Source organism: Pseudomonas laurylsulfatiphila, from assembly GCF_002934665.1.
GTDB lineage: Bacteria > Pseudomonadota > Gammaproteobacteria > Pseudomonadales > Pseudomonadaceae > Aquipseudomonas > Aquipseudomonas laurylsulfatiphila.
This window is the reverse complement of the sequence record NZ_NIRS01000004.1, coordinates 723389-743805: the sequence shown is the minus strand read 5'-3', so window position 1 is coordinate 743805 and position 20417 is coordinate 723389. Positions and strand designations below refer to the sequence as shown.

Below are 20417 nucleotides of genomic sequence, written 5' to 3'. Positions count from 1 at the left end.
CACAAGGTCCGCATTCCTTCAATCTATTCGCGGTATCCTGAACACTATCGAATACGGACGCTTTTCCATGCTGGTGATTTCCAACAACGTGCATCTGCCGGATGCCGAGATCGAGTTGACGGCCATTCGCGCCCAGGGCGCGGGCGGGCAGAACGTCAACAAGGTGTCGAGCGCGGTGCACCTGCGCTTCGACATTCCGGCGTCGTCCTTGCCCGAGTTCTACAAGGAGCGGCTGCTGGCGCTGCGCGACAGCCGTATCACCAGCGACGGTGTGTTGATCATCAAGGCCCAGCAGTACCGGACGCAGGAGCAGAACCGCGCCGATGCGCTGTTGCGGCTGACCGAGTTGATCCAGAGTGCCACCAAGGTCGAGAAAAAGCGCCGTCCGACCAAACCGACCCTCGGCTCGAAAACCCGTCGCCTCGAATCCAAGAGCAAGCGCGGCAACATCAAGGCCGGGCGCGGCAAGGTCGACTTCTAGCGGGCGTCCCGCGCTTCGCGTTGCTTCGGTGCCTGCCGGTACAAGTAAAGGCTGAGTATCAATCCACTCAACGCGGCAAGGGCCGCGAACAGGAAGATCGAAGCAAAACCGAACCCGGCCGCAATGGCCCCGGCCAGCGGCCCGGTGATCCCCAGCGACAAATCGATGAACAGCGAATAGGCGCCGACGGCTGCGCCACGACTTGAGGCGGGCACCAGGTTGACCGCTTCCACGCCAAGCGCCGGAAACACCAGCGAAAAGCCGAAGCCACTCAGCGCCGCACCCGCCAATGCCCAATGCGCATCGGGTGCCAGCCACAGCAACAGCAAGCCCAGGGTTTCCACCGACAGGCAGGCAATGGCGACCCGAAAGCCGCCGAGACGGTTGATCAGGTTGCCGAACAGCAGGCGCGCGCCGATGAAGCTGGCGCCGAACAGGCTCAGGCACAGCACCGCGTTATCCCAGTGTTGCGTGGCGTAATACAGGGTAATGAAGGTGGCGATGGTGCCAAAGCCGATGGAGCCCAGGGCCAGGCCACAGCCGTGGGGGAAGACACGCCCGAGCACATGCATGAACGGCAGGCGCTCACCGGCAACGATCGGTGCGGCGGTTTTCGGCCAGGCCAGCAGCAGGCCGAGCACGGCCAGCAGCACAATGCTCACGCCCATGCTCCACAAACCCAGTTGATGGACGATCAAAACGCCCAAGGGTGCGCCGACGGCCAGTGCGCCGTAGCTGGCGATCCCGTTCCAGGAGATGACCTTGGCCGTGTTCGCCGCGCCGACCCGGCCGATGCCCCAGCCAATCGAGCCCGAGCCCACCAGGCTTTCCGCGCTGCCGAGAACCAGACGGCCGATCAACAGGCTGATCAGGCTCAAGGTCGGCAGGCTCTGGGTCCAGGCCGAGATCAACATGAACACGCCGCTCAGGCCGCAACCGGCCAGGCCATACATCACCGCCAGTTTGCTGCCCTTGTTGTCGATGATCTTCCCGGCATAGGGGCGGCTGAGCAGGGTGGCCAGGTATTGCACGCTGATCACCAGGCCCGCGACCACCGCGCCGAAGCCCAGGTCGCTGTGGACGTAACCGGGCAATACGGCCAGGGGGATGCCGATGTTCAGGTAGCCGATGAAGGTGAAAAGGACGATGGAAACGACTTGCAGCGTGACCGCCAGGGGGCGCTGGTTTTCAGGCATGGGTAAAGGGTCCACGGTAAAGCAGGATAGATAGGCTGCTTATGATAGCGGTGTGGACGGTCGTTGGTTGTGAAAAAGTAAAACTATTGGCCGGGCGGCGTCATTCAGCTTTGACGGGAGCAACCAGTTGCGTAGTGACCAGGGCGGCCAGCGCATTTTTCTGGGTGCCGAAGCGAGCGAGCAAGGCGGCTTGTTTTTCGGGGGAGAGGCGATTCCAGATCTCGATCATTTTCTCGGCGGTGCCAATCAGGACGCTGGCCTGCTTTTCATCAAAGGTTTCGCTGAGTTCATCGGTCATGGTGCGTGCTCGCGTTTCAGGCAGTGTGGAAAGCGCATGGTAGCGCTTTCCACACGGTCTGTACGGCGGGTGTTTCAGTCTTCGCTGTCAGCCTGGCGGCGGTCAGTGGCTTCTTTCGGCTCGGGCTGGGCGCCGGCTTGTTGCGTGGTCGTCTGCTCAGGTACGTGCAGGCTTGGGAAGGGGAGATTAGGAATCTCGTGCATAGTCGCGCTCCTCGCTAAGTCTGTTGATAGATCTGGTAGATCCGCGCTTTAAAAAAGCCTGGGCAGGATACAGCACTGAAAATGACAAACGGACTTTTATATCCATTTGTTTCGACGGATGGGATTGTCTAGACATGACTGGAAGAGCGACACAAAACAAATGTGGGAGCGAGCTTGCTCGCGATAGCGGCCTGACAGTCAACAGAGATGTTGAATGTTGTGGCCTCATCGCGAGCAAGCTCGCTCCCACAGGGTTTTGTGGTGTTATTTGCAGACTTTGGCGATTGCTTCGGCCAGCAGATCCAGGCGCGTGGCATCGATGCCTGCGACGTTGGCGCGGCCGGAGTTGACCATGTACACACTGTGATGCTCGCGCAGTTGCTTGACCTGATCCGGCGTCAAACCGGTGTAGGAAAACATCCCGCGTTGCACGCCGATGTGCGCAAAGCGCTCGCGCAAACCATGAGGCTCCAGTGCTTCCACCAGACCGCTGCGCAGTTGGGCGATACGCAAGCGCATGCCTTCCACTTCGTCAGCCCAGAGGTTTTTCAACTCCGGGTCGCCGAGGATGGTCGCGACCACGGCGGCACCGTGATCCGGCGGCGTCGACCACAGGTTGCGGGCGATGTTGGCCAGCTGGCTGCGGATATCGGTGAGCTTGTCGGCGCTTTTCGCGCAGACAATCAGCGCGCCGGTGCGGTCGCGGTACAGGCCGAAATTCTTCGAGCAAGAGCTGGTGATCAGCAGTTCGGGCAACTCGGCGGCGAACAGCCGGGTCGACCAGGCATCCTGCTCCAGGCCATCGCCGAAGCCCTGGTAGGCAAAGTCGATCAGCGGCAGCAATTCGCGCTTGCGTACTACCTCCAGCACCCTCTGCCAGTCGTCGTGGGACAGATCGAAACCGGTCGGGTTGTGGCAGCAGGCGTGCAGCAATACCACGTCACCCTTGGGCGCTTCGTTGAGCACTGCCAGCATGCCGTCGACATCCAGACGGTTGTCGCTGCCGACGTAGGGGTAATGGCTGACCTTGACCTTGGCGGCCGCGAAAATGCTTTCGTGGATCGGCCAGGTCGGGTTGCTCAACCAGACGCCGCGTCCCGGCAGGCACTGGGCGATGAAGTCAGCGCTCAGGCGCAAGGCCCCGGTACCACCCGGAGTCTGGGTGGCGCCGGCGCGTTGTGCGCTGATCAGCTTCGAATCGGCGCCCAGCACCAGCTCATTGATCGCCTTGCCGAACGCCGGTTCGCCGTGACCACCGATGTAAGTCTTGGTGGACTGGCCGTCCACCAGGCGCTGCTCGGCAAGTTTCACCGACTCGAGAATCGGCGTCAGGCCCTGGGCGTCCTTGTAGACACCCACGCCCAGATCGAACTTGCGCGGGTTCGGGTCCTGCGCGTAGGCCTCCATCAGGCCCAGAATCGGGTCGCCGGGCACTCGGCCGATGGCGTCGAAGTGCATTACTTGCGCCCCTCGGCGTCCTTGGCCACTTCGTCAGTGCGCGCAGCCATGATGAAGTCGTTGCGGTGCAGGCCCTTGATCGAGTGGCTCCACCAGGTCACGGTCACTTTGCCCCACTCGGTCAGCAGGCCCGGGTGATGCCCTTCAGCCTCGGAGATTTCACCGACGGCGTTGGTGAAGGCCAGTGCATGTTTGAAGTTCTTGAACAGGAAGACCTTTTCCAGCTGCATGATGCTGTCGCGTACTTCGATGTTCCAGTCCGGGATCTGCTTGATCAGGATCGGCAGTTCTTCGTCGCTGACTTGTGGGGCGTCGGCGCGGCAGGCTTCGCAATGGGCTTGGTTCAAAGTGGACATGGTGTGTTTCCTGTAATCGAGTGTTTTTATATCGGTCGACAGTACCGTCACGCTAAACCAAAGCGACGGTGACTGACAGACTCACTTGTCAGCAAAAGTCGCGGTTCACGCAGCTTTTGGTTTTGGCGGAAATTTCGGAGTGTGCAGACCCATCTGCATCGCTTGCTTGACCATGCCCATGATGTCTTCGTGGGCCAGGTCGAACAGGCGCTTGAGGTTCGGCAGAGCGAAATACAGGGGTTGCAGGATGTCGATGCGGTACGGCGTGCGCATGCACTCCAGTGGATCGAACGCCTGATGCTCAGGCTCGTCCGACAGGCAATACACGGTCTCTTTCGGTGAAGACAGAATGCCGCCGCCGTAGATGCGCTGGCCTTGCGGGGTATCGACCAGGCCGAACTCGATGGTCATCCAGTACAGGCGCGCCAGGTACACGCGTTCTTCCTTGGACGCCTTGAGGCCGAGCTTGCCGTAGGTATGGGTGAATTCAGCGAACCAGGGGTTGGTCAGCAGCGGGCAGTGACCGAAGATCTCGTGGAAAATGTCCGGCTCTTGCAGGTAGTCCAGTTCTTCGCGGGTACGAATAAAGGTCGCCACCGGAAACTGCTTGCTGGCCAGCAATTCGAAAAAGGTCTGGAAGGGAATCAGTGCGGGAACCCGGGCAACCTGCCAGCCGGTGGTTTCACCGAGGACCTTGTTGATTTCGCCGAGTTGAGGAATGCGGTCGTGGGGCAGACCGAGTTTTTCGATACCGTCCAGGTATTCCTGGCACGCACGCCCTTCGATCACTTTCAGTTGGCGAGTGATCAGCGTGTTCCACACCGCGTGTTCTTCGGCGGGGTAGTCGATAAAACCTTGCGCATCGGGCTCGCGAGCCACGTATTGCGTCTGCTTCATACTGCTCTCCTGCTAGGGGATGTCGTTCTTGTTATGTACTGCTATTGACCTAGAAATACCCCAAGGATTGCGGCATTGCAGCAGGTGATCGGCGCATCGAGTAGGAAAAACCCTCAAAAATCGTAAAGTTTTCGTTACGTATTGGCTTCTGTCGCGCAGGTGGTGGGATTTTCAGGTTTGAAAAGCGCGTTGGCTGTCACATAATCTTGACGACTATATGGACGCCTCGAAAGAAAAATGCGATCGAGCGCCCACCGCAATACCCTCTGTGGGAGCGAGCTTGCTCGCGATAGCGGTAGACCAGCCAACATAGATGTTGAATGTGAATCTGCTATCGCGAGCAAGCTCGCTCCCACAGGGATTGCGTTGATACCAACTTTATTCACCGCATTGCATTTCAGGCCTTTTTCATGCGTATCAAAGTCCACTGCCAGAACCGCATCGGCATCCTGCGCGACATTCTCAACCTGCTGGTGGAGTACGGGATCAACGTGGCCCGCGGTGAAGTGGGGGGGGAGCACGGCAACGCCATCTACCTGCATTGCCCGAACCTCATCAACATTCAGTTCCAGGCCTTGCGACCGAAATTCGAAGCGATTGCCGGGGTCTTCGGCGTCAAGCGTGTAGGGCTGATGCCCAGCGAGCGTCGGCACATGGAGCTTAATGCCTTGCTCGGTGCGCTGGAGTTTCCGGTGCTGTCGATCGACATGGGTGGTTCCATCGTCGCGGCCAACCGGGCAGCGGCGCAGTTGCTGGGGGTGCGGGTCGACGAGGTGCCGGGTATTCCCCTGTCGCGGTACGCCGAAGATTTCGACTTACCGGAACTGGTGCGCGCCAACAAATCGCGAATCAACGGGCTGCGGGTCAAGGTCAAGGGTGACGTGTTCCTGGCCGACATCGCGCCCTTGCAGTCGGAGCACGACGACAGCGAGGCCATGGCCGGTGCTGTGCTGACGCTGCACCGCGCCGACCGGGTGGGTGAGCGCATCTACAACGTGCGCAAGCAGGAGTTGCGTGGCTTCGACAGCATCTTCCAGAGCTCGAAAGTGATGGCCGCGGTGGTGCGCGAAGCGCGGCGCATGGCACCGCTGGATGCGCCGCTATTGATAGAAGGCGAAACCGGCACCGGCAAAGAGTTGCTGGCACGGGCCTGCCACCTGGCCAGTCCGCGTGGACAGTCGCCGTTGATGGCGCTCAATTGTGCCGGGCTGCCGGAGTCCATGGCCGAGACGGAATTGTTCGGTTATGGCCCCGGTGCCTTTGAAGGGGCACGGGCCGAAGGCAAGCTCGGGCTACTGGAGCTGACGGCGGGCGGTACGCTGTTTCTCGATGGCGTCGGGGAAATGAGCCCGCGCTTGCAGGTGAAATTGCTGCGCTTTTTGCAGGACGGCTGCTTCCGTCGTGTGGGCAGCGACGAGGAGGTCTACCTCGACGTGCGAGTGATCTGCGCGACCCAGGTCGACCTGTCCGAATTGTGCGCACGCGGCGAGTTCCGCCAGGATCTCTATCACCGCTTGAATGTGTTGTCGCTGCACATCCCGCCACTGCGCGAATGCCTCGACGGTTTGACGCCGCTGGTGGAGCACTTCCTCGATCAGGCCAGCCGGCAGATCGGATGCCCATTGCCCAAACTCGCCCCGGCGGCCATGGAGCGCCTCAGCCACTACCACTGGCCGGGCAACGTGCGGCAACTGGAGAATGTGCTGTTCCAGGCGGTTTCCCTGTGCGACGGCGGCACGGTCAAGGCCGAGCATATTCGCCTGCCGGATTATGGCGTGCGTCAGCCCCTTGGCGATTTTTCGCTGGAGGGTGGGCTGGACGAGATTGTCGGGCGTTTCGAAAAAGCTGTGCTGGAACGGCTGTATTCCGAACATCCGAGCAGTCGGCAACTGGGCAAGCGGTTGGGGGTTTCGCATACGACCATTGCCAACAAGTTGCGCGATTATGAGGTGGGCAAGGACAGCAGCACTTAAGATCAAAAGATCGCAGCCTGCGGCAGCTCCTACATTGATCTCTGTAGGAGCTGCCGCAGGCTGCGATCTTTTGATCCATTGCCGCGAAGCGGCATGACACCGCCGGTTTTTCGTCTCTGATACAAATCACCCATCCCCCTCTGATTCCTCAAAGTCCCCTGTTTGCCGGGCCTCGCGCCGCCAAAAACAAGTTGGTCTGCAAATTGCTTATGGCTCAGCAACACAGCAGCGGGCGGCAAACGTCCGGCAGGCAGAGGAAAGAGTGTGGACAAGTACCTTTATGTGGCAATGACCGGCGCCAGCCAGAATGCACTGGCGCAAAAGGCGCATGCCAACAACCTCGCGAACATCTCCACCAACGGCTTCCAGAAAGACCTGGAGCAGGCCCGTTCGATGCCGGTATTCGGTGACAGCTTTCCGGCGCGTGCGTTTGCCATGTCCGAACGCCCGGCCACGGATTTCTCCCCGGGCTCACTGGTGGAAACCGGCCGCGACCTCGACGTTGCCGTGCAAGGCGGCGGCTGGATCGCCGTACAAAATCCCGATGGCGGTGAAAGCTACGTGCGCACCGGCAGCCTGAACGTTGACGCCCTGGGCGTGCTGCGTGCCGGTAACGGCATGCCGGTCATGGGCAATGGCGGGCCGATTGCCGTGCCACCGGAGCAGCAGATCGAAGTCGGCGAGGACGGCACCATCAGCATTCGCGCGATGGGCGAGGGGCCTCGGGTGATGGCTGAAGTGGACCGCATCAAGCTGGTCAACCCGGACCTGAAGAACATGACCAAGGGCCTGGATGGTTCGATCCACACCAAGGACGGCCAGCCGGCGCAGGCCGATGCCGGCGTCAAGCTGGTGTCCGGGTTCCTCGAGTCGAGCAACGTCAATGCCGTGGAAGAAATGACCTCGGTATTGGCCTTGTCCAAGCAGTTCGAGCTGCACATCAAGATGATGAACACCGCCAAAGACGATGACCAGGCCATGGCTCGGGTCTTGCAGATCAGCTAATCACCAGAACGTCGCGCCGTAAAACAGGCGCACGAGGAGAATCGAATGCTTCCGGCTCTATGGGTTGCCAAAACAGGTCTGTCCGCCCAGGACACCAACCTGACCACCATTTCCAACAACCTGGCGAACGTGTCGACCACGGGTTTCAAACGTGACCGCGCCGAGTTCCAGGACCTGCTCTACCAGATCAAGCGTCAGCCAGGCGCCCAGTCGACCCAGGACAGCGAACTGCCGTCGGGTCTGCAACTGGGTACCGGTGTGCGCATCGTCGGCACCCAGAAGAACTTCACCGCCGGCAGCCTGCAAACCACCGAGCAGCCGCTGGACATGGCCATCGACGGTCGCGGTTTCTTCCAGATCCTGCAACCGGACGGCACCACGTCCTACACCCGTGACGGTACTTTCCACCTGGACTCCAACGGCCAGATCGTCAATGCCAGCGGCTTTGCCCTGGAGCCGGCGATTGTCATTCCGAACGACGCGCAGACCTTCACCGTCGGCCGCGACGGCACCGTGTCCATCACCATTGCCGGCAACCCGGCTGCCCAGGTGATCGGCAACCTGCAGACCGCCGACTTCATCAACCCGGCCGGCCTGCAGGCAGTGGGCAACAACCTGTTCCTGGAAACCGCCGCCAGTGGCGCGCCGCAAGTCGGCACACCGGGTCTGAACGGTTTCGGCACCACGCTGCAGAACACCCTGGAAACGTCCAACGTCAGCACCGTTGAGGAGATGGTCAACATGATCACCACCCAGCGCGCCTACGAGATGAACTCCAAGGTGATCTCCACCGCCGACCAGATGCTCTCGTTCGTAACGCAGAATCTGTAATCAAGTCTATGGGGTGGCCATGAGGCTGCCTGCAACACCGTGAGGTAGGGTCATGAATCGCTATGCAACTGTTCTGGCACTGAGTGGTATCACTGCACTCGCAGGCTGCGTCCCTTCGACGCCCAAGCCTAATGACCCTTACTACGCTCCGGTGTTGCCGCGCACGCCGCTGCCGGCGGCCGCGAACAACGGCTCGATCTATCAGGCCGGTTTCGAACAGAACCTCTACAGCGACCGCAAGGCGTTCCGGGTCGGTGACATCATCACCATCACCCTGAACGAAAGGACCCAGGCCAGCAAAAACGCCAACTCGCAAATTGGCAAGAACAGCAAGGCCAACATCGGCCTGAGTTCGCTGTTCGGCAGCAGCGCCACCACTAACAACCCGTTCGGCGATGGCGACCTGAGCCTGAGTGCCAGCTACGAAGGTGACCGCGCGACCAAGGGTGACAGCAAGGCGGCGCAGGGCAACACCCTGACCGGTTCGATCACCGTGACCGTCGCCGATGTGTTGCCCAACGGCATCATCGCGGTGCGCGGCGAGAAGTGGATGACGCTCAACACCGGCGATGAGCTGGTGCGGATCGCCGGCCTGGTTCGCGCCGATGACATCTCGACCGACAACACCGTGTCGTCGACCCGTGTCGCCGATGCGCGCATCACCTACTCGGGTACCGGCTCGTTTGCCGATGCGAGTCAGCCAGGCTGGTTCGACCGTTTCTTCCTCAGCCCGCTGTTCCCTTTCTAGGTGGCTTTCCAGTTGAGCATGTTGAACTTCAAACACCTTATGGTGGCCGCCCTGATGCTGTCGGCAGCCTTCAATGCTCAAGCCGAGCGCCTGAAGGACATCGCCAGCATTTCCGGCGTACGTTCCAACCAGTTGATCGGTTACGGCCTGGTGGTCGGGCTTAACGGCACCGGCGACCAGACGACGCAGACCCCGTTCACCCTGCAGACCTTCAACAACATGCTCTCGCAGTTCGGCATCAAGGTGCCGCCGGGGTCGGGCAACGTGCAGTTGAAGAACGTGGCGGCCGTGTCGATCAGCGCCGATCTGCCGGCGTTTGCCAAGCCGGGGCAGCAGGTCGATATCACTGTTTCCTCTATCGGCAACTCCAAGAGCTTGCGCGGCGGCACCTTGCTGCTGACGCCACTCAAGGGGATCGACGGCAACGTCTATGCGGTGGCCCAGGGCAACCTGGTGGTCGGCGGTTTCGATGCGGAAGGGCGTGACGGCTCGAAGATCACCGTCAACGTTCCGTCGGCCGGCCGCATCCCCGGTGGTGCATCGGTGGAGCGCGCGGTGCCGAGCGGTTTCAACCAGGGCAACAGCCTGACGCTGAACCTCAACCGTTCCGACTTCACCACGGCCAAGCGCATCGTCGACAAGATCAACAACATGCTCGGCCCTGGCGTGGCCCAGGCCATCGACGGTGGTTCGGTTCGCGTCACCGCGCCGCTCGATCCAAGCCAGCGGGTCGACTACCTGTCGATCCTGGAAAACCTCGAGATCGATCCGGGCCAGGCGGTGGCGAAAGTCATCATCAACTCCCGTACCGGCACCATCGTGATCGGCCAGAACGTCAAGGTTTCTCCGGCCGCCGTGACCCACGGCAGCCTGACCGTGACCATCACCGAAGACCCGATCGTCAGCCAGCCCGGCCCTCTGTCCAATGGCACGACGGCGGTGGTGCCGCGTTCGAAGGTCAATGCCCAGCAGGAAGCCAAGCCGATGTTCAAGTTCGGCCCTGGCACCACCCTCGACGAGATCGTGCGGGCGGTGAACCAGGTCGGCGCGGCACCGGGTGACCTGATGGCCATCCTCGAAGCGCTGAAGCAGGCCGGCGCCCTGCAAGCCGACCTGATCGTGATCTGAGGACGGCCATCGTGGATATGCGCAAGAGCGGTCTGGTCAGCAGCAGCGATTCGGGTTCCTACTCGGACCTCAATCGTCTGAATCAGCTCAAGGTCGGCGACAAGAATAGCGACGGCAACCTGCGCAAGGTGGCGCAGGAATTCGAGTCGCTGTTCCTCGGGGAAATGCTCAAGTCCATGCGTTCGGCCACTGAAGCGCTGGGCCAGGACAATCCGATGAACACCCCGGCAGCCAAGCAATATCAGGAAATGTACGACCAGCAACTGGCCGTTTCCATGTCCCGCGAGGGCGGTGGTATCGGCCTGGCTGACGTGCTGATGCGCCAGATGTCGAAGAACAAACCGCTGGCGCCGGGTGAAGCCGCCGCAGCGTCTCTGGCCAAGCAAGAGGCCGCGAAAGTCGCCGTGCAAACGCCGGTGGCAGCCGGCACAACGGCAATCAACGGACCGCTGTCGCGGGTCAATGGGCAGCGTCCGTTGTGGGCTTCGCGCTCGGTCCATGCGCCGCAAGAGGCGGGTGAGGGTGGTCATCGCAATGACATGGCGCTGATCAATCAGCGACGTCTGGCATTGCCGCCGAAGCTGGCTGATCGTCTGTTGGCCGGGCTGGTGCCTTCGGCGACGCCCGCTGCCACGACGATCAACAAGACACCGTTGCCTGAGCGCGCGACAAGCACCGGCACGGGACCGCTGTACAACGGCGACTGGCTGGCGACCGCGCAGCAATCCTCCTCGGGCGGCATGCAGATCTACGGTCGCGCCATGGCGCAGATTCCGCTGGCGCCCCCGAAGAAAGCCTTCAGTTCCGCCGACCAGTTCGTCAACACCATGTTGCCGATGGCCAAGGAGGCGGCGGCGCGGATTGGTGTCGATCCGCGTTACCTGGTGGCCCAGGCGGCGCTGGAAACCGGCTGGGGCAAATCGGTCATGCGCCAGCAGGACGGCAGCAGCAGCCACAACCTGTTCGGCATCAAGGCCGGCAATAGTTGGCAGGGAAATTCGGCGCGGGCGATCACCAGCGAATTCAGGAACGGGCAGATGGTCAAGGAGACGGCCGAGTTCCGTTCCTACGACTCCTACAAGGACAGTTTCCATGACCTTGTGACTTTGCTGCAGACCAATAATCGCTATCAAGATGTCGTGAAGTCGGCCGATAACCCGGAACAGTTTGTACGCGAGTTGCAGAAGGCCGGTTACGCAACCGACCCGGACTACGCGAGCAAGATTTCGCAGATAGCCAAGCAGATGACGAGTTACCAGAACTACGCTGCGGCGGGCGTTTCCACTACGCCTTTATAGGCACAAGGAATAAGGTCTGAACCATGAGTTTGCTCAATATCGGGATGTCGGGGCTCTCTGCTAGCCACGCTTCGTTGGTGACTACCGGTAACAACATTTCCAACGTCGATACCGTCGGGTACTCGCGCCAACAAACTGTACAGGGCACCAAAGGCTCTATTCAGTACGGCAATGTGTTCATCGGCACCGGCACGACGCTGGCCGATGTGCGTCGGGTGTACAACAGCTACCTCGATGCGCAGTTGCAGACCACTACCTCGCTCAACGGTGATGCGCAGGCTTATCTGGGGCAGGCCACTCAGGTGGACAAACTGCTGTCCGACAGTGGCACCGGCATCACCAAAACACTGCAGTCCTTCTTCTCGTCGTTGCAGACGCTGTCCGCGAACTCCAACGACAACGCTGCACGCCAGGCGCTGTTGACCAATGCCCAGGGTTTGAGCAGCCGCTTCAATGCCATGTCCCAGCAGTTGACGCAGCAGAACACATACATCAACGATCAGTTGGGCTCGATGGCCGAACAGGTCAACAAGCTGGCGTCGACTGTCGCGGCGTACAACAAGAGAATCAGTGAAGTCAGCAGTTCGAGTGGCACGCCCAACGAACTGCTGGACCAGCGCAACGAAACCATTCGCCAGCTCAACGAGCTGGTCGGCACTCAGGTCACCGAAACCGAAGGTCGACTGGATATCTACCTGGGTAGCGGCCAGCCGTTGGTTGTCGGCGACACGGTCAATAAATTGCGCATGGCGGCAGACCCGACCGACCCGACCCGTTCCTCGATCATCATGGATCGTGGCAGTTCGTCGATCGACATCACCGGTGTGATGAGCGGCGGCCAGATGGGTGGACTGTTGCGCTATCGCTCTGAAGTGCTGACGCCGGCGGTCAATAGCCTGGGTCGCATCGCCATGGTTGTGGCGGATCAGGTCAACAAGCAGTTGGGGCAGGGCCTGGACCAGAACGGCAACTTCGGCGCCGCTCTGTTCAACAACATCAACAGCGCGGCGGCCATCAGTCAGCGCAGCATCGCCAATGCGAACAACAACCCGGCCTCCGGCAACCTGAACGTCACCATCAAGGACACCAGCAAGCTGCAGGCCAGTGACTATCAGGTGACCGTCACGGCCACGGGCTACAACGTGCGTCGCTTGTCGGATAACACCGACATGGGCAACTTCGCTTTCGCTACACCTCCTGCTGCCGAGCCGGTCATCGATGGCTTCAGCCTGAGCCTGAGCGCAGGTTCGGTCACCGCTGGCGACAGCTTCAAGATTACCCCGACGCGCAGCTCCGCCGCGGACATGACCGCGGTCATGACCGACGCCAAAACCCTGGCCACGGCCGCTCCGCTAACCTCTTCCAAGGCCTCGGGCAATGACGGCACCGGTGCTGTCAGTCAGCCGACACTGAACACGGCCCTGGATATCTACGATCCGGTCCAGCGTCTGGAAGTGCAGACGGCGGTCAAGGCATCGATGCCGGTTCGCATGCTCATGACCAGCGCCACGGCCTATGAAGTGTTCGACGCCAAGGGCAACAGCATCGGTACCGGCAACATCGTGCCAGGCCAGAACAACGACCTGAACATTGCCGTGCCTTACACCGATGCCGGTGGCAATGCCAAAACCTTCAGCGTGGGGATGACCGTCAGCGGCAGCCCGGCTTCGGGTGACAGTTTCAACATTGCCATGACCGCGGCCGGCAGCACCGACAACCGCAATGCTTCGGCCTTGCTCGGTCTGCAAACCAAGGCAACGGTGGGGGCCACTGCCACGAGCCCGGGTGTGAGTTTTACCGAGGCTTATGGTGGCCTGGTGTCGAGCGTCGGCTCCCAGGCCAAGCAGGCTCAACTGGACGGCACAGCCACTGACACCATCCTGACCGGGGCGCGAAACGCCCGTGACTCGCTGTCGGGGGTCGATCTCGATGAAGAGGCCGGTAACCTGACCAAGTATCAGCAGTACTACACGGCGTCTTCGCAGATCATCAAGACTGCGCAGGAAATTTTCAGCACTCTGATCAATGCCCTTTAAGGAGCCGTAGAACATGCGCATTTCTACAGCACAGTATTACGCCACGACGGCTGCCAACTACTCTCGCAACCTCAATAACGTGATGAAGACCGCCGAGCAGGCCAGCAGCGGCGTCAAGCTTGAGACCGCAGCGGATGATCCGGTCGGCGCGGCTCGCCTTCTGCAACTTGAGCAGCAAAAAGCCATGTTGGGTCAGTACACCACCAACATCAATTCGTTGAACACGGCTCAAGCGCAGGAAGAGAGCGTGCTGGACAGCATCAACAACGTGCTGCAGAAAGTCAGCGAGTTGGCGGTACGTGCCGGTGGCGGTTCGTTGAACGACGATGACCGCAAATCCATTTCCGCAGAACTCAAGCAGTCCGAAGAGCAATTGCTGAGCTTGATGAACAGCAAGGACGCCAATGGCAAGTACATCTTCTCTGGCGCCAGCAACAATACCCAGCCGTTTGTGCGCAACAGTGACGGCACCTACAGCTATCAGGGTGACCAGACTCAGCTGGAGCTGAAGATCGGTGACTCGATGTCGCTGGGCCTTAACGATACCGGCTGGGACGTTTTCCAGCAGGCAATCAACGCCGCTCGTAGCTCGACCACCATGCTCACGCCACCCGTCGATGACGGACGCGTCAGGCTGTCGCCAGGCCTGGTGAACTCCGGTCCGGCCTTCGATGCGAACTTCCGCGGCGGCGAGCCTTACAAGTTGCAGTTCACCAGCAGCACCCAATTCGTAATCACCGATGCCACCGGCGCCGACAGGACCGCCGAGGCGACTGGCGGCGGGGTGTTCGACCCGAATGCCAAGGGCGGCTCCGACATCAACTTCCGCGGCGTGACGTTCAAGCTGGACATCACCCCACAGGCTGGCGATAACGCCACCAACATCGATGGCTTCATCGCCACGCACAGTTTCGAGTTGTCGGCCAAGCCGGACAGCTTCGTCAGCAACCGTGCCCCGAGCAACGTATCGACGGTTGTCGTGAGTAATGCAGCGGTGAGCAACGCCGCTGATTACAACAGCTTTTTCCCTGAAGGCGGGGCGGTCCTGAAGTTCACCGGTCCCGGGACCTTCGATCTGTACGCCCGTCCGTTGACCAGCGGCAGCACGCCGGTAACCTCCGGGACTGTGGTAGCCGGCGTGGCGACAGCGGCCGGTGTCGACTTTACCCTGAGTGGCGGCACTCCTCCCGGCGTGCTCAATCCGGGTGATCAGTTCGATATCGCGGTCAATACGCACCAGACCCAGAACGTACTCGACACCATCAGTCAGCTGCGTTCGGCGCTCGACGCACCGACCCAGGGCAACCCGACCGCCCAGCGTTTTCTGGAGAACACGGTAGCCTCGTCCATTGCCAACCTGAACAACGGCAAGAACCAGGTTGACCTGGCGCGTGGCGCGATCGGTGCCCGGGGTAACGTGATGGACATGCAGACGGACCAGAACTCCAGCGCGGGCCTGATCAACGAATCGACGGGCAACTCGATCAAGAACGCCGACCCGGCAGAAGTACTGACACGTTTGACCCTGCAGCAAACCATGCTGCAGGCCGCGCAACTGGCCTTCGCCAGGGTTTCCCAGTTGAGCCTGTTCAATAAGCTTTGAGTCGGTCTTGACCGCTCGCGGCCAGCCCCTGTCACAGGGGGCTGGCTTTTTTTTGCTTTTTTTGGGGGTAGGGCGAGGCCGGACAGGGCGGGATCCGGACCACAAAATCAAATAAAGCAGCGATGTCTGAGTGACCCGTCAGTCAAAACGCGCATCTTCACTGTATCCTGTCTGCGGGCGGTGAAGGTGGCGGGCTGTTCAAGGTGTTGTTCTTGAGCCCCGATGTTGCCTCCTCTGGGGCCCAGGCCCTGACTGTAGACGCCCTCGATTCAGCGAGCGGCGATGTTCAGCTGTTTATTATTGGGAAGCCATAATGATTGGCATAAAAAATATAGCGAGTTACGTGCCGGCAGCCGGGATTGATAATTACGCCCAGGGTGCAAAGTTCGACAAGGACGAAACCTTTATCCTTGGCAAAATCGGTTCTGCGTTTTTACCGCGCATGGATGCCGATCAGGAAACGTCCGATCTGTGTGTCGAAGCAGCCAATGCGCTGTTCGCCGCCAGTCCAGAACTCAAGCGTGAATCCATTGACTGCTTGATCGTCGTCACCCAGAACGGTGATGAAGAAGGATTGCCGCACACCGCTGCGATTGTTCAGGACAAGCTGGGCTTGCCGACCCATGTCGCTGCTTTCGATATTTCCCTGGGCTGTTCCGGTTACGTCTACGGCATCTATGCGATCAAAGGCTTCATGGAAGCGGCAGGGCTGAAAAATGGCCTGCTGATCACTGCCGATCCTTATTCGAAGATCGTCGACCCGGAAGACCGCAACACCACGATGCTGTTCGGTGATGCCGCTACCGCCACCTGGATGGGCGAAAACGCTGTCTGGCAACTGGGCAAGTCGAAGTTCGGTACCGACGGTTCCGGCGCGCCGCACCTTAAGGTCAGCGACGGTGTGTTCTTCATGAATGGTCGCCAGGTGTTCAACTTTGCTTTGTTGAAAGTTCCTGCGCATTTGCATGAGTTGTTGGATGAGTCCAATTTGCAAGCGAGCGACATCGATGCCTTCTGCATTCACCAGGGCAGTGCGGCCATTGTCGATGCCGTGGCGCGCCGCTTCGAAGAAGGTGAACCGGAGAAGTTCGTCAAGGACATGCTCGAAACCGGAAACACGGTCTCCTCGAGCATTCCGCTGTTGTTGCAGAACCACGTCTTCGACTCCAAGTGGACCCGAGTTGCCATCAGCGGCTTTGGCGTGGGCCTCTCGTGGGGTTCGGCCATTCTCTATCGCGGTTGATTGACGGATTCGACGCTTCAAAAACAACGCCCGGAAATTTAAACTTCCGGGCGTTTTGCGTTTTTTCTGACGCCGACTTTCTGGCTCTAAAGCCTTGAAAATAAAGGGCTGGCAAGCTGCCACTAAAAAATTCGAAAAAACCTCTCAAGCAAAGCCTCTTCACGACGATAACTATTACGTAGGTTCTCTAGGCCACACCAGGCGGTTGCCAGGGCCGGAAGCCGCAGTATCCATCCAACGAGGATTTCGTCATGGCTTTAACCGTAAATACCAACCTTGCTTCCTTGACCGTTCAGAACAACCTGAACAAAGCTTCCGGTAATCTGCAAACCTCCATGCAGCGCCTGTCCTCCGGCCTGCGTATCAACAGCGCTAAAGACGACGCTGCCGGCCTGCAAATTTCCAACCGCTTGACCAGCCAGATCAACGGCCTGGGCGCGGCTATCAAGAACGCCGGTGACGGTATCTCCATCGCGCAAACAGCTGAAGGCGCAATGCAGGAATCCACCAACATCCTGCAGAAAATGCGTACCCTGGCTCTGGCTTCCGCGAACGGCTCGCCAAGCGATGACGACCGTAAGTCGAACAACGCCGAATACTCTGCACTGACCGCTGAACTGACTCGTATTGCTACCACCACTACCTTCGGTGGTCGTAACCTGCTGGACGGCTCTTTCGGTACTACCCAATTCCAGGTAGGCGCCAACGCCAACCAGACCATCAACATGACTCTGGGCGACGTATCGGCCAACAACATCGGCTCCCAGCAGCTGAAAAGCCTGGCGATCGCGCCGAGCGCAACCGGTGTAGCTGGTGGTGCTGTGACTCTCGTTGGTGGTGGCCAGACCGCAAACTTCACCATCACAGCGGGTGATTCGGCCAAGACTACCGCTTCGCAGATCAACAAAGCCGCTGTGGGTGGCGTGACCGCGACTGCCAGCACTGAAGCACAATTCACTGTCAACAGTGCTGCAATCACTACCAGCGCCAACTTCACCATCAAAGTAGGCACGGGTGCCGCGGTGAGCATGGTGGGTGTGACCAACACCGGTGAACTGGCTGACCAACTGAAATCCAACGCTGCCAAACTGGGCATCAGCGTTAACTACGATGCCAAGGCTGGTACCCTGTCGGTTAAATCCGATACCGGTGAGAACATCACTCTGGACAGCGGTGACGCCGATGCAATCGCCGGTATCTCGGTTGCAGCCAAAGATGGTTCCGGTGTCTATGGTGCGCCAGTCAACGCCCTGGCCGGCCCTCTGCAGATCACTGGCGCTGTTTCCCTGAACTCCGCCAACAGCTACTCGATGAGCGGCGCGGGCGTGACCAACCTGTTCAACGCCGGTACTGCTGCCAGCTCGGTTAAAACCACTGTTGCGGCCACTGACGTTACCACTGCAGCCAACGCTCAGAACGCTATCGACGTGATCAGCCAGGCGATCTCGGCTATCGACTCCCAGCGTGCTGACCTCGGTGCGGTACAAAACCGTTTCGACAGCACCGTAGCCAACCTGCGCAGCATCTCGGACAACTCCACTTCTGCTCGTGGCGTGATCCAGGACGTTGACTTCGCAGCAGAAACTGCTCAACTGACCAAGCAACAAACCCTGCAACAAGCTTCCACTGCGATCCTGTCGCAAGCCAACCAGCTGCCATCGGCTGTACTGAAGCTGCTGGGTTGATTCCAGCGCTTGGTAACTGACGGAAGGGCGCGTTTACGCGCCCTTTTGTTTTTTTCATGATGAGGAGATAAGGCATGGACATGAGCGTCAAATTGAACCAGTCCTATCCCGCGGTCGCCCATCAGGGCGTAACGCCGAATGTCACTGTAAAGCCGGAGCAGCCCAAGACTGAAACGCTGAAGGCCTCGAACCCCGAGCCAAAGCGTGACGAGCTGGAAAAAGCGGTTACCGATATTCAGGAATTTGTCCAGGCTGCCCAGCGCAATCTGGATTTTTCCATTGATGACTCCACTGGCCGGGTCGTGGTCAAGGTCATTGCCACCGAAACGGGTCTGGTGATTCGTCAGATTCCGTCGGAAGCTGCACTAAAGCTGGCCCAGAGCCTGTCGGATGCCAGTAGTTTGTTGTTTGATGGCAAAGTCTGAACTGGCATGAATTTTGTTGCTGTCGCTGTTTAAGACGATCCCGGTCAAGAAAACGGCAGCCACTGGATAAGGAGAGAGATGATGGCGGGTACAACGGTCAGCGGTATTGGTTCGAACATCGATACCCAGGCGATTGTTAAGTCTTTGGTGGACTCCGAAAGAGCGCCAAAACAGACGCAAATCAACAATCAGACGCTGAAAGCAACCACCTCGCTGTCGTCGATCGGCAAAATCCAGGCGGCGCTGGATGCTTTCCGTGGCGCGTTGGACAACATGAAAACCGCGTCCAGCTTCAGCGGGTTGAGCGGTACGTCCTCCGATGAAAAAGTAGCCACGGTGACCACCGGAAACGGTGCAGCGGCGGGCAATTTCTCGCTGCTGGTCACCCAGTTGGCAACCGCATCGAAAATTTCCTCCAAGGTCTTCGCCGGCGGCGCTTCCTCGGTGGTCAATGCCGGGGCGGTGCCGTCCACGCTGAGCATCAAGCAGGGCGCCGACACCTTCGACGTCAGCATTCCTGCCGGTGCGACGTTGCAGCAGGTGCGCGACTCGATCAACTCCCAGTACGCGAATCAGGGCTTGAGCGCCAACATCCTGACCGATGCCAACGGCTCTCGAATGGTGCTGACGTCCAATAAAACCGGGGTCGGTTCGGACCTGACCCTGTCGGGCAACTCCGGTCTGGAAACCGGCACCTCGATCCTCGCCACGCCGCAGAATGCCAAATACACGCTTGACGGCGTGGCGATGGAATCGAAGAGCAACACCATTGCCGACGCCGTGAGCGGTATCACGCTGAAATTGACAGGGGTTTCTCCGGTGCCCTCTGGCGGCGGTGCGGCAACGCCGGCCACTATCACCGTGTCGGCCGACACGGCGACGCTGAAGTCTTCGGTCAAGGGTTTTGTCGACACCTACAACGCGCTGATCAAGGCTGCCAACACCGAGACCCAGGTCACGACCAATGCCGATGGTTCGTTGACGACGGGCGCGCTCACGGGCGACGCGTCGCTGCGTTCGTTGCTATCGTCGGTACGTACCGAATTGAACGCCATGGGTGGCACCGGTCAGATGAAGTCTCTCGCCCAGTTTGGTGTCGAGACCGATCAGAAGACCGGATTGCTGTCGATCGACGACAAAGTGTTTGGTGCTGCGGCACAGACCAATGCCGCCGATATCAACGGGATTTTTTCGGGCGATACCGGTTTGCTTGCGCGCATGAAGTCCGCTACCGACACCTTCGCGCAGAAAACCACCGGGGTCTTTGCCGCGCGTTCGGCGAGCTTGAGCGATAGCCTGAATGACCTGAAGAAGCAGCAGGACTCCCTCGATGCACGGATGGCCAGCCTGCAAACAAGTCTGACCGCCAAGTACACCGCGATGGACTCCCTGGTGGCCAGGCTGCGCGCCCAGAGCGACAGCATCATGACCACGCTCAATGCGCTGAACAATCCCAAAGACAGCTGATTTGGATCAGGCATGAAAAACCCGGGCCGCCTGCAAAGGCAGCGCCAGGGTTTTTTCACGGGAGCGGGCCTGCATTAAAGTTTTGT

At 59.8% G+C, this 20417-nt stretch carries 19 protein-coding genes; 13 read left to right on the top strand and 6 right to left on the bottom strand.

What is annotated here, in order from left to right:
* Positions 1 to 67 precede the first annotated feature (67 nt).
* A complete protein-coding gene (arfB, locus tag CD175_RS18275) occupies positions 68 to 481 on the top strand; it encodes an alternative ribosome rescue aminoacyl-tRNA hydrolase ArfB (RefSeq protein ID WP_007984117.1) in 414 nt (137 codons plus the stop codon).
* Here the strand turns inward: arfB and CD175_RS18270 are convergent.
* The 6 genes from CD175_RS18270 to phhA all read right to left on the bottom strand — a co-directional run bounded on the left by CD175_RS18270 (position 478) and on the right by phhA (position 4889).
* Positions 478 to 1677, bottom strand: coding sequence for an MFS transporter (locus CD175_RS18270; protein WP_007975306.1), 1200 nt, complete (start codon positions 1675 to 1677; stop codon positions 478 to 480). The two genes, arfB and CD175_RS18270, sit on opposite strands and share 4 nt — an antisense overlap.
* A gap of 100 nt (positions 1678 to 1777) precedes the next feature.
* Complete coding sequence (locus CD175_RS18265) at positions 1778 to 1975, bottom strand: hypothetical protein (RefSeq protein ID WP_104449929.1); 198 nt, start codon at positions 1973 to 1975, stop codon at positions 1778 to 1780.
* Positions 1976 to 2049: 74 nt separating this feature from the next.
* Positions 2050 to 2178 carry a hypothetical protein gene (locus tag CD175_RS31920; RefSeq protein WP_276309770.1) on the bottom strand — a complete coding sequence of 43 codons (129 nt, stop codon included), beginning with the start codon at positions 2176 to 2178 and terminating at the stop codon, positions 2050 to 2052.
* Positions 2179 to 2442: 264 nt separating this feature from the next.
* Positions 2443 to 3636: an amino acid aminotransferase gene (locus tag CD175_RS18255; RefSeq protein ID WP_104449927.1), complete on the bottom strand. Its 1194-nt coding sequence runs from the start codon at positions 3634 to 3636 to the stop codon at positions 2443 to 2445.
* Positions 3636 to 3992, bottom strand: a complete 357-nt coding sequence (locus CD175_RS18250) for a 4a-hydroxytetrahydrobiopterin dehydratase (protein WP_007975310.1) — start codon at positions 3990 to 3992, stop codon at positions 3636 to 3638. Before CD175_RS18250 ends, CD175_RS18255 begins: the two co-directional genes overlap by 1 nt.
* Before the next feature lie 105 nt (positions 3993 to 4097).
* Positions 4098 to 4889 carry a phenylalanine 4-monooxygenase gene (phhA, locus tag CD175_RS18245; RefSeq protein ID WP_104449926.1) on the bottom strand — a complete coding sequence of 264 codons (792 nt, stop codon included), beginning with the start codon at positions 4887 to 4889 and terminating at the stop codon, positions 4098 to 4100.
* Positions 4890 to 5299: 410 nt separating this feature from the next.
* Between phhA and CD175_RS18240 the strand changes: the two genes are divergently transcribed.
* From CD175_RS18240 to fliD, 12 genes are all read left to right on the top strand, one after another.
* Positions 5300 to 6862, top strand: coding sequence for a sigma-54-dependent phenylalanine hydroxylase transcriptional regulator PhhR (locus CD175_RS18240; RefSeq protein ID WP_007975313.1), 1563 nt, complete (start codon positions 5300 to 5302; stop codon positions 6860 to 6862).
* Positions 6863 to 7126: 264 nt separating this feature from the next.
* Positions 7127 to 7867 carry a flagellar basal body rod protein FlgF gene (locus tag CD175_RS18235; RefSeq protein ID WP_007975314.1) on the top strand — a complete coding sequence of 247 codons (741 nt, stop codon included), beginning with the start codon at positions 7127 to 7129 and terminating at the stop codon, positions 7865 to 7867.
* A 45-nt stretch (positions 7868 to 7912) separates the two neighbouring features.
* Positions 7913 to 8698 (top strand): flagellar basal-body rod protein FlgG, encoded by a 786-nt coding sequence (gene flgG, locus CD175_RS18230; protein ID WP_015096282.1) that lies wholly within the window; start codon positions 7913 to 7915, stop codon positions 8696 to 8698.
* Positions 8699 to 8750: 52 nt separating this feature from the next.
* Positions 8751 to 9446 carry a flagellar basal body L-ring protein FlgH gene (gene flgH, locus CD175_RS18225; RefSeq protein ID WP_104449925.1) on the top strand — a complete coding sequence of 232 codons (696 nt, stop codon included), beginning with the start codon at positions 8751 to 8753 and terminating at the stop codon, positions 9444 to 9446.
* 18 nt (positions 9447 to 9464) lie between these two features.
* Entirely contained in the window at positions 9465 to 10574 is a 1110-nt protein-coding gene (locus CD175_RS18220; RefSeq protein WP_007975318.1) for a flagellar basal body P-ring protein FlgI, read from the top strand.
* Positions 10575 to 10585: 11 nt separating this feature from the next.
* Positions 10586 to 11872 carry a flagellar assembly peptidoglycan hydrolase FlgJ gene (gene flgJ / locus CD175_RS18215; RefSeq protein ID WP_104449924.1) on the top strand — a complete coding sequence of 429 codons (1287 nt, stop codon included), beginning with the start codon at positions 10586 to 10588 and terminating at the stop codon, positions 11870 to 11872.
* 23 nt (positions 11873 to 11895) lie between these two features.
* Positions 11896 to 13908: a flagellar hook-associated protein FlgK gene (gene flgK, locus CD175_RS18210; protein WP_104449923.1), complete on the top strand. Its 2013-nt coding sequence runs from the start codon at positions 11896 to 11898 to the stop codon at positions 13906 to 13908.
* Positions 13909 to 13921: 13 nt separating this feature from the next.
* The gene (locus tag CD175_RS18205) at positions 13922 to 15511 is read left to right on the top strand and encodes a flagellar hook-associated protein 3 (protein WP_104449922.1); all 1590 of its coding nucleotides are present in this window, start codon (positions 13922 to 13924) and stop codon (positions 15509 to 15511) included.
* Positions 15512 to 15824: 313 nt separating this feature from the next.
* The gene (locus CD175_RS18200) at positions 15825 to 16754 is read left to right on the top strand and encodes a ketoacyl-ACP synthase III (protein ID WP_104449921.1); all 930 of its coding nucleotides are present in this window, start codon (positions 15825 to 15827) and stop codon (positions 16752 to 16754) included.
* 251 nt (positions 16755 to 17005) lie between these two features.
* Entirely contained in the window at positions 17006 to 18439 is a 1434-nt protein-coding gene (locus tag CD175_RS18195; RefSeq protein WP_104449920.1) for a flagellin N-terminal helical domain-containing protein, read from the top strand.
* 74 nt (positions 18440 to 18513) lie between these two features.
* Complete coding sequence (locus CD175_RS18190) at positions 18514 to 18864, top strand: flagellar protein FlaG (RefSeq protein WP_104449919.1); 351 nt, start codon at positions 18514 to 18516, stop codon at positions 18862 to 18864.
* An 81-nt stretch (positions 18865 to 18945) separates the two neighbouring features.
* Positions 18946 to 20331 carry a flagellar filament capping protein FliD gene (gene fliD / locus CD175_RS18185; RefSeq protein WP_104449918.1) on the top strand — a complete coding sequence of 462 codons (1386 nt, stop codon included), beginning with the start codon at positions 18946 to 18948 and terminating at the stop codon, positions 20329 to 20331.
* The last annotated feature ends 86 nt before the right edge of the window (positions 20332 to 20417 follow it).